At 68.9% G+C, this 11,926-nt stretch carries 12 protein-coding genes and 1 tRNA gene; 4 read left to right on the plus strand and 9 right to left on the minus strand.

From position 1 onward, the window contains the following. Positions 1 to 89: 89 nt before the first annotated feature. Positions 90 to 623: a DUF3145 domain-containing protein gene (locus GA707_RS08920; RefSeq protein ID WP_152178069.1), complete on the minus strand. Its 534-nt coding sequence runs from the start codon at positions 621 to 623 to the stop codon at positions 90 to 92. Positions 624 to 903: 280 nt separating this feature from the next. Between GA707_RS08920 and GA707_RS08925 the strand changes: the two genes are divergently transcribed. Then, a tRNA-Ile gene (locus GA707_RS08925) sits at positions 904 to 980 on the plus strand. 1 nt (position 981) lies between these two features. On the opposite strand, the gene GA707_RS08930 is transcribed toward GA707_RS08925, so the two are convergent. The 3 genes from GA707_RS08930 to GA707_RS08940 are packed head-to-tail and all read right to left on the minus strand — an operon-like array spanning position 982 to position 4,976. Next, positions 982 to 1,989 (minus strand): patatin-like phospholipase family protein, encoded by a 1,008-nt coding sequence (locus GA707_RS08930; protein ID WP_152178070.1) that lies wholly within the window; start codon positions 1,987 to 1,989, stop codon positions 982 to 984. 40 nt (positions 1,990 to 2,029) lie between these two features. Beyond that, a complete protein-coding gene (locus GA707_RS08935; protein WP_152178071.1) occupies positions 2,030 to 2,257 on the minus strand; it encodes a hypothetical protein in 228 nt (75 codons plus the stop codon). Positions 2,258 to 2,315: 58 nt separating this feature from the next. Continuing rightward, the gene (locus tag GA707_RS08940) at positions 2,316 to 4,976 is read right to left on the minus strand and encodes a tetratricopeptide repeat protein (protein WP_193315245.1); all 2,661 of its coding nucleotides are present in this window, start codon (positions 4,974 to 4,976) and stop codon (positions 2,316 to 2,318) included. Between the two features lie 178 nt (positions 4,977 to 5,154). Between GA707_RS08940 and GA707_RS08945 the strand changes: the two genes are divergently transcribed. Beyond that, positions 5,155 to 5,727, plus strand: a complete 573-nt coding sequence (locus tag GA707_RS08945; protein WP_152178073.1) for a cysteine hydrolase family protein — start codon at positions 5,155 to 5,157, stop codon at positions 5,725 to 5,727. 665 nt (positions 5,728 to 6,392) lie between these two features. Here the strand turns inward: GA707_RS08945 and GA707_RS08950 are convergent. The 5 genes from GA707_RS08950 to GA707_RS08970 all read right to left on the minus strand — a co-directional run bounded on the left by GA707_RS08950 (position 6,393) and on the right by GA707_RS08970 (position 9,678). Further along, entirely contained in the window at positions 6,393 to 6,680 is a 288-nt protein-coding gene (locus GA707_RS08950) for a hypothetical protein (protein ID WP_152178074.1), read from the minus strand. A gap of 152 nt (positions 6,681 to 6,832) precedes the next feature. After that, positions 6,833 to 8,077 carry an RNA polymerase sigma factor gene (locus tag GA707_RS08955; RefSeq protein WP_152178075.1) on the minus strand — a complete coding sequence of 415 codons (1,245 nt, stop codon included), beginning with the start codon at positions 8,075 to 8,077 and terminating at the stop codon, positions 6,833 to 6,835. Then, on the minus strand, positions 8,074 to 8,460 hold the full coding sequence (locus GA707_RS08960) for a YciI family protein (protein ID WP_193315246.1): 387 nt from the start codon (positions 8,458 to 8,460) through the stop codon (positions 8,074 to 8,076). Before GA707_RS08960 ends, GA707_RS08955 begins: the two co-directional genes overlap by 4 nt. Positions 8,461 to 8,465: 5 nt before the next feature. Further along, entirely contained in the window at positions 8,466 to 8,846 is a 381-nt protein-coding gene (locus tag GA707_RS08965) for a YciI family protein (RefSeq protein WP_152178076.1), read from the minus strand. A 166-nt stretch (positions 8,847 to 9,012) separates the two neighbouring features. After that, entirely contained in the window at positions 9,013 to 9,678 is a 666-nt protein-coding gene (locus tag GA707_RS08970) for a TetR/AcrR family transcriptional regulator (protein ID WP_152178077.1), read from the minus strand. Between the two features lie 68 nt (positions 9,679 to 9,746). Between GA707_RS08970 and GA707_RS08975 the strand changes: the two genes are divergently transcribed. Then, positions 9,747 to 10,511, plus strand: coding sequence for an alpha/beta fold hydrolase (locus GA707_RS08975; protein WP_226963654.1), 765 nt, complete (start codon positions 9,747 to 9,749; stop codon positions 10,509 to 10,511). Positions 10,512 to 10,561: 50 nt separating this feature from the next. Next, positions 10,562 to 11,914, plus strand: a complete 1,353-nt coding sequence (locus GA707_RS08980) for an MFS transporter (RefSeq protein WP_152178078.1) — start codon at positions 10,562 to 10,564, stop codon at positions 11,912 to 11,914. The last annotated feature ends 12 nt before the right edge of the window (positions 11,915 to 11,926 follow it).

Consider the following 11,926-nt stretch of genomic DNA (forward strand, 5'->3'; position numbering starts at 1 on the left):
GCACCTCGAGGCCCCCGGGACGTCGGTCTCCGGGGGCCTCGGCCGTGAAAGTGGGCCGTCGCGCGGGCGGCGTGGGAGTCCTGCCCCGGTCAGCCGACCTTGTGCAGCCAGCGGACTGGGGCGCCCTCGCCGGCGTGCCGGAAGATGTCCAACTCGGCGTCATGGTCGGAGCCGAGGCACTCCTCGATCATCTCGGCCATCGCCTCGCCGCTGCCCTGGGCGAGCCGGATGATCTCGCGCAGCCGGTCCTCGCCGATGACGAGGTCTCCGTTCGCGGAGGTGCGCGTGTGCAGGATCCCCAGGCTGGGTGTGTAGGACCACCGGGCGCCATCGACTCCGGGGCTCGCGTCCTCGGTGATCTCGTAGCGGATACCGGCGAAGCCCTTGAGCGCGGACGCGACGGCGGCGCCGGTGCCTGGGGCGCCGGTCCATGACAGATCGGCCCGCATCATTCCGGGCCCGGCGGGCTGGTCGCGCCAGTCGAGGCTGACCCGCGAACCGAGCACGCTCTCGAGCGCCCACTGGATGTGGGCGCACAGCGCTTTAGGCGTCGCGTGGATGAACACGACGCCACGGGTCCAGCCGGCGCGGGACGCGCCGGTGGGGTTGGGTAGCACGGACATCCGGGTCTCCTCACCTGCGATGGACGTCTTCCCCAACGCCACGGCAGTCGTGCTGAGCCTGGATCCGGTCTGCTGCTCGGTATGCGGTTGTCACCGGATCCATCTGTCACACCCGTCACGGGAGTAAGCAGATGTCACCGTTCGCCTATTCTGCACCATGTTGCACAGTGGCACCAGTACCCGTTGCTAGGCTCTCTCTACCGAGGGGCGATCGCGCGGGAGGACCGGTCGAGCTCCTGCGATCGGAACCGAGGTCGCGGCTGTGTAGCCTGTGCGCCGAGGGGCGTTAGCTCAGTCGGTCAGAGCAGCGGACTCATAATCCGTCGGTCGTCGGTTCAAGCCCGACACGCCCCACCACTCACTCCCAGGTGCGGTAGGTGTCTAGGTAGTCCTCCCAGTCCCATGCGGCCAGGAACCGGCTGGCCGCCGTCCGGCCGTTCGCGAACAGCGTTGCGACCTGGGCCTGGCTGAGGCCGAAGTCGACCGGGTTGACCCCAGCGGTGTCGACCTGCATGGTCCGGACCTTGACCCACGGCTTTGCGAGATGAGCCTGGTCCCGGCCCACGATCGCTGTCATCGCGACATTCGCGGCCAGCGCGACCGGACCGTGCTTGAACAGCCCCGCTATCGGAAGGAGCTTGGCCGCATCCATGGGGAGGACCGGCAGGAGCTTGACCCCGAATGTCGGCCAGCGCGGCCGTTGGCCATCGGTTCGGTCGAGAACGTCGATCGGGAAGTTGGACAGGACGCCGCCGTCGACGAGGGTCGACGTCGTGCCGTCAGCGGCGGTCAAGGTGGCCGGCTCGTAGAAGAACGGGATGGACATGGACGCTCGGACGGCGTCGGCCACGAGCTGTCGGTCCGGATCGAGGCCGTAGGCAGGCTCGTAGTCCCACGGGAAGTACCTGAGCTCACCCTTCGTGATGTCGGTCGCGGTGACGACGAGCCGGTACCGGCGCTCGGGCGGGAGCGAGGTGTGCGGGTCGTCCTCGATGGCGAGGTCGCCGAACGTTTCGACTCCGCACTCGTCGACGAGCAGGTTGCCGAGCCACTCCCGCAGATACTCACCTTCGAAGACACCGTCGTCCGTCAGCAGGGACAGCAGCGGCCCACCGACCGGAATCCGGTCCAGCACGGACCGGTCGGCGAAGCGCCGGTAGTCCACGGTCGTCATGATGTCGGTCATCCGAGACGCTGGCATGCCGGCTGCCACCAGCGCCCCCACGATCGAACCGGCCGACGTGCCCGCGACTCTCGGGAAGGTGTATCCAGCCTCCGAGAGCACCGAGATCGCGCCGACGTGGCCGATGCCGAGGACCCCGCCGCCTTCGAGGACGAGGTCGGCGGCGAGCGATGTCTCACTCACCGCGCCGACCTGGCCTCAACCGCTCCGCTGCAGAACGCGGTCAATGCCACATCTTGCCGCCATCCGGGCCGCCACCACGCTTCTCGGCAAGGTGCTGGAGGACGTTGTCGGGGATGCCGCCGCTGCCCTCATCGACCAGGCCGGCCCGCTGCATGGACTGTTGCATCGCCGCATTCGGCTCGCCCGCGTCCCCCGACCTGATGAACTCGTCCTGCTCCTCGCTGCTCAAGCCATCCCACCAGCTCTGCACTGCGTCTTGCCTGGTCACAGGTCCTCCTCGGTCGTGTGGGTGTTCCGGCTCATGGTGTCGGCTTCCGCCGCGCTTTTCAAGGGTTCGTCGGCGTTGGCATCCCAATGGCCGAGGTGGCGAGTGCGATCGTCTGCTCGATGGACATCGAAGACCCCTTCGTGAAGGCCGCCGTCCACAGGCCGTCCTGAAGCGTCGTGCGGGCGGGTTCGATGAAGCGGTCGAGATGCTGCTGGTCGGGGACCGGACGGGGGATACCGGCCACCTCTCGCTGCGTCTCTGAGGTGCCGAGCAGGGTCGCTGCCACCTCAGGCGATCCCATTCCGGCGGCCACCGCGGCGGCAGCGTCCAGCAGGTCGATCGACAACTCGGTGTCACCGAGAGCCACTGCGTCGGCGGCCACCTCCCGAAGGACGGCCGAGGCGCTCTCCGGACCTTCGGAGTGGAGCAACGCCACGATGAGGTTGCCCTGGTTGATCGCGACACCCCAGGGGTCCCCTAGCGCCGTGACCAGCTCGATCGCGGTGCGAGCGGCGGTGACGGCACCCGAGTAGTCCCCTGCGTCGAGCTGCATGTGCACGACATTGGTCAGCGCCATGGCCTCCCGGTGCCGGTCGCCCACCCGACGCGCGATCGACAGACTCCGCTCGATCAGCGCACGAGCCTCTTCGAGGTCCCCGGCCTCGCGCCGCGCGATACCGAGACTGTTCGACTCCCTCGCCTCCCGCTCGAGGTCACCGAGACGGTGCGCCATGGCCAACGCTCGCTCGAGGGCGAGGCTTCCCGACGACAGATCCAGCTGCTGCACGGCGAGGACCCCTTGCCCGTGCAGCGCGTCGACCACCTCCGGGCTGTCGGGCACGTCATCGCCGGCGAGGAGGCGTCGCGCCCGCTCGTGCCACCCACGGCCCTCGGCGATGTAGCCGAACCGGTACCAGTACGAGTTCATCGGTTCGAGCAGGGCGTAGCCGCAGATAGCGCGTTCACCGGCGGGTGCGACGGTCGGGGCGAGGCACCAGTCGAGCGCAGCACGGATGTCCTCTTCGACTGCCTCCATCCGGTCGAGCGCGCTCATCTGCCGTGGCCCGGTCAACAGCGAGCTGATCTCTGCTGCGACCTGCAGGGACCATCGGGCATGCGCGAGCCGCACCTGGTCGTGCTCGTCCGACTCCTCCAGGCGGGTACGCGCGAAACGCCGGATGGTCTCCAGCATGAACATCATCGGCTCCCCGTCCGGTCCCTCCACGATCTCGAGCAGGCTGGCGTCGATCAGGTGAGTGACGACGTCGAGCGGGTCACGGCCGTCCGTGCTCACGACGTCCGCAACGGCGTCGAGGTCGAAACGGCTCGAGAAGACACCGAGCTGGCGCAACGCGCGCTGACTGTGCGGATCGAGGAGGTCATAGCTCCACGAGATCGTGGCCCACAGGGTGCGGTGCCGCTCTGATCGGTCGCCGACCACGACCGCCTCGGTCGGTAGGTCGTCGATCCGATGCAGCAGTGCCTTGGGGCTGAGTAGACGTGAACGTGCCGCCGCCAGCTCGATGGCGAGGGGTAGACCGTCGAGTCGCTCACACAATGCGACCACGTCAGCGACGTTGGCCGGGGTCAGCGCGAAGGTCGGCTTGACCATCCGTGCGCGCCGGAGGAACAACGCAACGGCTCCGGTGTCGAGCTCGTCCGGCCTCCGGTCAGCGGAAAGGTCAGGGACGGGGAGGGGTGCGACCGGGTAGAGGTGCTCGTCGGCCAGGTGCAGGGGGCGACGCGAGGTGGCCAGGATCCTCACCCCCGGGGCTGTCGTCAGCAGTCGGCTGACGACCTCCGACGCATCCGCGATCTGCTCGAGGTTGTCCAGGACGAGGAGAGCCGAGCGGTGGGCGAGGAAGTCGAGAACCCGCTCCTCCGGTGACTGGTGTGCATCCGCCGGGGCGCTCAGCACGTCGGCGATTCCGGCCCACATCAGGGCCCGCCGGTCGTAGGCATGCAGGGGGACGAAGTAGGTGTCGCGGGCGTGCCGGCGCTCGAGCTCACCGGCGACGGCGACGGCCAACCGGGTCTTGCCAGTCCCACCGGTGCCGGTCAACGTCACCAGCCGCACGTTGTCCATGTCGATCGACTCGCAGATCGCAGCGACCTCGTCGGAGCGCCCGATCAACTCCGTCGCGTACGTCGGCAGGCTCGCCCCCGTTCCCAGGCTCCGTATCGGCGGATGCTCGTCCTCGACTCCAGGCGCCTGGACGTCGAAGAGGTGCTCGAGCTCGGTGAGGTCCTTGAGACGGTGAAACCCGAGATCACGCAGCCGGAATTCGCCACCGAAGCCGGCCACCAGTCTCTCGGTGGACTCAGAGACGACGATCTGACCGCCGTGAGCGGCACCGGCGATCCGGGCTGCGCGGTGCACGTCGATGCCGATTAAGTCGTCGTCATGCCACTCCGGCTCGCCGGTGTGCAGTCCGATCCTGACCCGCAACGGCACCTGGCCCGGCCACTCGTGCTCCCTCAGACCGCGCTGTCCGGCGATCGCCGCCGCCACCGCATCCTGCGCTGACGTGAACACGACGAAGAAGCTGTCCCCCTCGGTTCCCATCTCCCGACCGTCATGGGCCTCGAACGCGGCCCGCAGGATGCGCCGTTGCGCCGACAGCGCCTCACCCCACCGGGATCCCAGGCCGTGGAGCAGCGAGGTCGACCCTTCGATGTCGCTGAACAACATCGTCAACGTCCCCGTCGGACCACTCACTCGCGACAGTATTACCCGTCCTGCCCGCCCTGTCACCGAGATTCGGTCGAACGACGGGGTGTCGCACCCTCTCCACGGATAGGCCATCATGGGGGCGTTCCTGCAGGTGAGCTCACCTGGCTCCGCCGAGTGCCCACGGGTTCGCACGTGCGCTCCGACACCGCCCCCGAGGAGAACCATGCCGACGTCGCTGCCCGCCGACACCGCCCTGGTCGTCGTGGACGTCCAGTCCGGCTTCGACGACCCGACATGGGGACGGCGCAACAATCCCGCGTGCGATGACAACATCGCCCGGCTCATCAAGGCCTTCTCTCGCAGCGGCCGACCGGTGGTCTATGTCCGCCACGACTCCCGGGATCCGTCGAGCCCGCTGCACCCCGCGTCGGAGGGGAACGCTCTCAAGCCCTACCTCGGGGAACATCGACCTGACGTGGTCATCAGCAAGTCGGTGAACTCATCCTTCCACGGCAGCCCGGACCTGCACGAGTGGCTTACGAGGGCCGGTGTCACCGGAGTCGTCATCGCCGGAATCACGACGAACCACTGCTGCGAGACGACGGCCAGGGTCGGCGGCAACCTCGGCTACACCGTCCACTTCGCCCTGGATGCGACACACACCTTCGACCGAGAGTCACCCGACGGCACCCTCCTGACCGCCGACGAGCTCTCGCGTGCGACCGCCACCAACCTGCACGGCGAGTTCGCCACGGTGGTGACGACCGAGGAGGTGCTCAGCGCACTTCGGGGGTGAAGGCGCTGACGAGCCACCCAACCCTCTACCGTGTGAAACCCGACGGGGCGCCACGCTGCCGTCCAGGACGCGGTCACCGCACTCCGGATGACGGTCTCGCTGCGCCCTCGTGAGGTCGCCGAGGCCGCCGATCCGGGGTGGCAATCTCACCCGTCAGCGGGCGGGTGATCCTGGACGACGATCGTGACGAACCCCAGGGCGTGGCGGTAGGCCTCCAGCCACGCAGAGCGGTGGGCTCGGGCCGCTCCAACTCCATTCGTAGTCGTCCCACTCCTCCCGCGGTGCTGATGTGCCCGTCGACGATCTCGAAGCCAGACTCCGTGACCGCTCGTGTCGCCCCCGCCCGGTCGACCCCCGGAGGAGTCCACGGAGTCGGGAGGATGGATCTCGGGCGGCACCACGTCGATCGCTGTCACGGGCAGGTCCGAGCGGGCTGCGACCGGCCGACGCACCCAGGCCCCGGGCCGCAGGCGAGGTCCACCACCGTCCAGCCGCTCAGCACGTCCAGACGAGTCAGCAGGCGCTCGACCGTCACCTCCGAGGGGGAGCGGCCACTGGATGCCTCCGATGGGCGATGCTGCTCATGGTTCCTCGATCCACCGCACCATCATCGACACCTCGGAAGCCTCACCACCACCGGTTTTCGACCCGTTGCCCGGGCCGCGCTAGCCCACTCCGCCGGTCGCGGCGAACATGGCCACGACGAGGAGGAGGGCCGCAGCACCGAGCAGCCCACCGACCAGGGTGCGCCACGTGTGCAACGGACCGCCTCGGTGCTCGCGAACGAGACCGACGACGCCGAGGGCGACCGCAACGACCGCGACCGGCGCCGCGAGGACATCGCCGATGACCGGGACGATGACCAGGACCAGAGCAACGACGCCACAGGTCAGCGTCCAGTCACCGAGCACGTCCCGGGTCGGAGGCCCGGGACGGTCGCGATCGAGGGCCACGACACCTCCATCGACTCGGCTCTCCTGAGCGCTTCACGACCGGCGCACCCGGGCCGGGCGACCTGCGGATCGGGCGCCAGCCCAACTCAAGCAGGTGTCTGGGGCCGGATGGAAGGGCCGGTCCGTCGCCATGGCGCCCCGATCCCTGGGAGTCATCGGTCGAGCTCAGCCCGGCGGCGAGCGAGATAGGCCTGTTCCGCAGGGTTCCCCGTCAGTGCGATGGCCCTGCTGTATGCGGTGGCTGCCTCGTCACTGCGGCCCGCCCTCCGGAGCAACTCGGCACGGGCGGCGTGGAGGGCGTGGTACCCGTCGAGGACCGCAACGAGGGGGTCGAGTTCGCGCAGACCCGAGTCAGGTCCGTAGAGCTCCGTCAGAGCCACCGCGCGGTTGAGCCGGACGATCGGCGACGGGTCCACTTTGAGCAGGCGGTCGTACAAGGTGAGGATCTGCCCCCAGTCGGTGTCCGCGGCGGATGACGCAGTGGCGTGCACCGCGTTGATCGCGGCGAGCAGCTGGTACCGGCCAGGGGCCGGAGCGCCCGCCGCGACCGCCGCGAGGCGCTCACGGACCAGCGTGAGTCCTTCCGCGATCTGCCCCGGGTCCCATCGACCCCGGTCCTGCTCGGCCAGGGTGACCAGTTCCCCTGAGGGATCCACCCGTGCGTCGCGACGTGCGTCGGTGAGCAACATCAGGGCGAGCAGTCCGGCCACCTCGCCATCGTCGGGCAGGAGTGTTCGCAGGAGTCGACCCAGACGGATCGCCTCGTCCGTGAGCTCGGGACGAAGTGGATCGTCGCCGGCGCCGGCGAGGTACCCCTCGTTGAAGATGAGGAACACCACGGCGAGGACCCCGCCGAGACGCTCTCGCACCGCGTCGGCGTCGGGGAGGGTGTAGGGGATGTGGGCCGCCTTGATCTTCGCCTTCGCCCGGGTGATCCGTTGAGCCATCGCGGTCTCCCCGACGAGGAAGGCACGCGCGATCTCCTTGACGGTCAGTCCTCCGACCAGCCGGAGGGTCAATGCCACTCGGGCCTCCATGGCGAGCGCCGGGTGGGCGCAGACGAAGACCAGTCGGAGTCGATCGTCGTCCACCGGGCCGGTGGGCTCGGGCGGGGTTCGGTCGTCGAGCATGTGGGCCGCCTGGTACTTGACGCCACGGACGGACTCGCGGCGCAGCTGGTCGATCGCCTTGCGGGACGCGGCCGTCGTCAGCCACCCGCCCGGGTTGGCGGGCACACCGTCGTTCGGCCACCGGCGAACGGCTTCCAGGAACGCCGCCCCGGCAGCATCCTCAGCCAGGTCGAGGTCACCGAAGCGGCGCGCGAGCACCGCCACGAGCCGCGCCCACTCCTCGCGATGGACACGCGCCAGCACCTCATCGACGTCGCCGGGTGTCACGACTCCCGGAGCGCCTGGATGGAGTCAGCGGTGTGGAACGGACGTACCTCGACACGGCCGCGGCACGCTCTCGAGCCTTCCGCCGCCAGGGCGATCGCGACATCGAGGTCCGCCGCCTCGATGACCCAGAACCCGGCCAGATGTTCCTTGGTCTCCAGGTACGGGCCGTCGGTCATGACCGGGGAGTCCGCCTGGCCGTCCACCGTGGTCGCGGTGTCGGCGGGTTGAAGACCGTCGGCGAACACGAAGTGGCCGTCGCGGACCAGCCGGTCGTTGAAGACACCGGTGTCGTCGAACGCCTGGAGCATCTCCGCCTGGGACGGATAACCACCGAATGACGCCGGCTCGGCCGGACCGAATCCGGACAAAAGGTACCGGGGCATGTCGCTCAGCGCTCCGCAGCCGTGGCGTCATCGAGGCGAATGGCACTCGGGAAGCGGTGCACCTCCTGCGGCCAGTCGAGCGCGACCGCGAGCCGACCCGCCCAGTACCGCGCCGCATCGTCGTCCGGGACCTCGACCACCGTGAATCCGCCCAGGTGCTCTTTGGTCTCGGCGTAGGGACCGTCGCTGAACACGGCCTTCCCATCCCTGGATTCGACGCTGCAGACGACCGTGGACGCATCGATACCACCGTCGGCGAACACGAAGACCCCCGCGTCGGTCATCTCGTCGATCACCGCTCGACTGGCCCGGGCCTTGGCCTGTAGCTCGTCGCCGGTGTGCTCTCGCACCCACTCGTCGTTGAAGCTGATCAGATACCGTGCCACTGCATTCTCCTTCGGAGTCGATCGTCGCCGGGGCGGGCCCGGCGGAGGCCACCCTCGTGGGTCGTCTCACCATCTCCACGAACGGCATGACGTCGATACGACACGATCCACACGATGTTCTTCAGCATCCACGTTCGTCAGCATCCACACGATGCCGTGGACGACCTTAGGGGAGCATTTCCCCGTCCGCCTGTCGAGGACCGGTCCGGCCGTAGGCCATCAGGAAGACCTCCACGGCGTCGTCGGCGAGAGCGGCACGCTGTTCCGGATCGCTCCCGGCCCAGTCCACCCTGAACATGGCCTCGTTCAGTGGCGCGCCGAGCAGGAGCCACGTGAACGCCCGCGCGGCCACACGCGCGTCCGGCACTCGTAGCCGTCCCTGTTCGTCCAGGCGGCGGAACAGGTCCGCCAGAGTCTCATACCCGCGCTCGGGTCCATTGCGGAACCATGCCTCCGCGAGCGCCGGGAACCTCGGCGCGGTCGCGACGACGAGTCGCCGCATCGCGACCAGGTGGGGCGACATCACCGTCTCGAGGAACTCACGGGCGAATGACCGCAGATCCTCCTCCACGTCCGGCGAGTCGGTGCGCGCTTCCAGATACTCGTCGGACTCGTGCTCGGCTCGGTGGATCTCCTCCTCGATCAACGCGACGAACAGCCCCTCCTTACTGCCGAAGTGCTGGTAGATGGTCACTTTCGACACCCCGGCGGCCGAGGAGATCGCGTCGAGGTTGGCGGCGTCGTAGCCGCCTGCGAGGAAGGCCTCGAGCGCGGCGTCGAGAATGGCGCGTCGCTTGCGTCGCGAACGGGCGGGCATCACACGATCGGACATGTACTTGACAGTACAGAATCCGGATGCCACCGTCTGTATCTGTACTCACCAGTTCAGAAAGGTCCGAGATGGGAACAGTCGCGAGATCCGCGGGCGGCACCCTCCTCAGCGTCGAGATGAACGGTTCCGGACCTCCGGTCGTCGTGGTCGACCCCGCCGGCGCCTTCAGCGGTATGCGACCGCTCGCGGACGTCGTCGATGCCCTGTCTACGCGGTTCACGGTGCTCACGTACGACCGTCGAGGCCGCGGACGCAGCACCGATACGGCGCCCTACGCGGTCGAGCGGGAGGTCGAGGACATCGCGGCGGTCACCGAGCTGGCAGCGGAGCCGAGCATGCTGTTCGGGTTCTCCTCCGGTGCCGCGCTCGCGCTTCACGCAGCCGCAGGACACGTCTCCCTGAAACGCCTGGTCCTGCTCGAGCCGGCTGTCGATCTCGACGGGCCACCTGACACCGCATTCACGGCAGAGCTCGACCGGCTTGTCCGAGCCGGTCGACGCGCCGAGGCGGTCGAGTTCTTCAACCGCGCGATCGGCGTTCCCGAGGAGTGGATCGACGGTCTTCGGGCGCACCCCGCGTGGGACGGTCTCCAGGCCCTGGCACACACTCTGCTCTACGACGCGAGTGTCACCGAATCCGTCACGCGCCAGGTTCTCGCCCGGGTCGAGGTGCCGACCCTCGTCCTCGTCAGCGAGGGAAGCGGCTCTCCGCTGCGGGAATGGTCCGAGGCGGTCGCGGCGGCCGTTCCCCGGAGCACCGTGCGCCATCTGCACGGGGACTGGCACCGGGTGGACTCCGAGACCCTGACGTCCGTGATCATCTCGACCGGCTGAACCGGCAGGGCGCCGGCATAGGTCCGAACCCCACCCGCTAGCGTGTGGCGATGAGCCGGGCAGGTCCCACGCAGGCGCGGTCGATGCCGACCTGGCGCTACGCGCTCGGCATGTTCGGGCTGTCGATCCCGATCAACACCGTCCGCGTCACCACGCTCCTCTTCTACGTCGACATCCTCGGCCTGGACGTGCGGGCCTATGGCGCGGTGATGGCCGTCTACGCGGTCATCGACGCCATCGACAACCCGGTACTCGGGCACCTGTCGGACCGCACGCGTAGCCGGTGGGGGCGGCGGCGCCCGTGGCTCGTCGTCGGGTCGGTCCTCCTCGCCGCCGCCTTCGTCGGCTACTTCTTCGTACCGTCCACGGTGGACGGACTCGCCCTGGTCGCGTGGTTCGCCGTCTTCGCGATCCTCACCGAGGCTGCGGACTCGATGTACGCGGCGAACTACAACGCACTCCTGCCCGAGCTGTTTCCCGCCGAGCACGAACGGGCCGGCGCGAACTCCCTGCGCCAGGCCTTCCAGCTCCTCGCCTTCGCCATTGCCCTGGCCGCGACGCCGTTCCTCACCACGAGCCTGTTCGGCTCGGATGACTCCCCGGACGGGTTCCGCACGACGGCGCTGTTGTACGCGGGGATCGCCCTCGTCGCACTGCTGTTCATGGCACTCGGTGTGCGAGAGGACCCGGCGAGGGTGGTCGAAGACCACAGCGGCTTCATCACCGGCGCGCGGACGATCCTGCGCAACCCGCACTTCTGGCTCGTCGGCGTCGCGACTGCCTGCTATCTGGTCCCGCTGGCCTTCGTGCTCGCCGGTGTCCAGCTCTACGTGAAGTACTCGCTCGGCCTGCCCGTCGCATACTCCCTGTGGCTGATCGGCTCGTCGATCGCGATCGCCGCCGCTGGACTGCCCGCCTGGACGGCGCTCGTCCGGCGGCGCGGCGCGCCGTTCGCCTGGCGCCTGGCGTACATGTTCCTCGCCGCAGGCTTCGTGCCCTTCTACTTCGCCGACTCCCTCATCCAAGCCGTGCTCGGTCTCGGGGTCGTCGCGATCGGCTGGTCCGGCCTCCTGGCGACCAACGACCTCATCCAGGCCCGCGTGCTCGACGAGGACGTCCGCCGCCACGGTCAGCACCGGGAGGGCCTGTTCCTCTCCGCTTTCGGCATCTTCAGCCGCCTGACCGGCGCCACGGCCGGAATCGGACTCGGCTCGCTCGGCTTCCTGTTCGGCTACTACTCAGGCGCTGAACCCGGCCCCGACCCGGGCCTGGCCTTTCGTGTCGCCGTGGCCGTGTACCCGTTCGTCATCGCGCTCGTCGGCGTCGTGCTCAGCCTCCTGATCCGGATCCCCGATGCCGGGGTGCACCAGCCGGCGGCTCACGCCCCGCAACTGACACGCTGAGCGCGCCCCGGC

Source organism: Nostocoides sp. F2B08, assembly GCF_009184895.1.
Taxonomy (GTDB): domain Bacteria; phylum Actinomycetota; class Actinomycetes; order Actinomycetales; family Dermatophilaceae; genus F2B08.

What these genes read in the sequence shown, in the direction of transcription:
- GA707_RS08980 (WP_152178078.1), top strand. Translation starts at nt 10,562, where the DNA reads ATGAGCCGGGCAGGTCCCACGCAGGCGCGGTCGATGCCGACCTGGCGC.
- GA707_RS08975 (WP_226963654.1), top strand. Translation starts at nt 9,747, where the DNA reads ATGGGAACAGTCGCGAGATCCGCGGGCGGCACCCTCCTCAGCGTCGAG.
- GA707_RS08970 (WP_152178077.1), bottom strand. Translation starts at nt 9,678, where the DNA reads ATGTCCGATCGTGTGATGCCCGCCCGTTCGCGACGCAAGCGACGCGCC.
- GA707_RS08945 (WP_152178073.1), top strand. Translation starts at nt 5,155, where the DNA reads ATGCCGACGTCGCTGCCCGCCGACACCGCCCTGGTCGTCGTGGACGTC.
- GA707_RS08960 (WP_193315246.1), bottom strand. Translation starts at nt 8,460, where the DNA reads ATGCCCCGGTACCTTTTGTCCGGATTCGGTCCGGCCGAGCCGGCGTCA.
- GA707_RS08920 (WP_152178069.1), bottom strand. Translation starts at nt 623, where the DNA reads ATGTCCGTGCTACCCAACCCCACCGGCGCGTCCCGCGCCGGCTGGACC.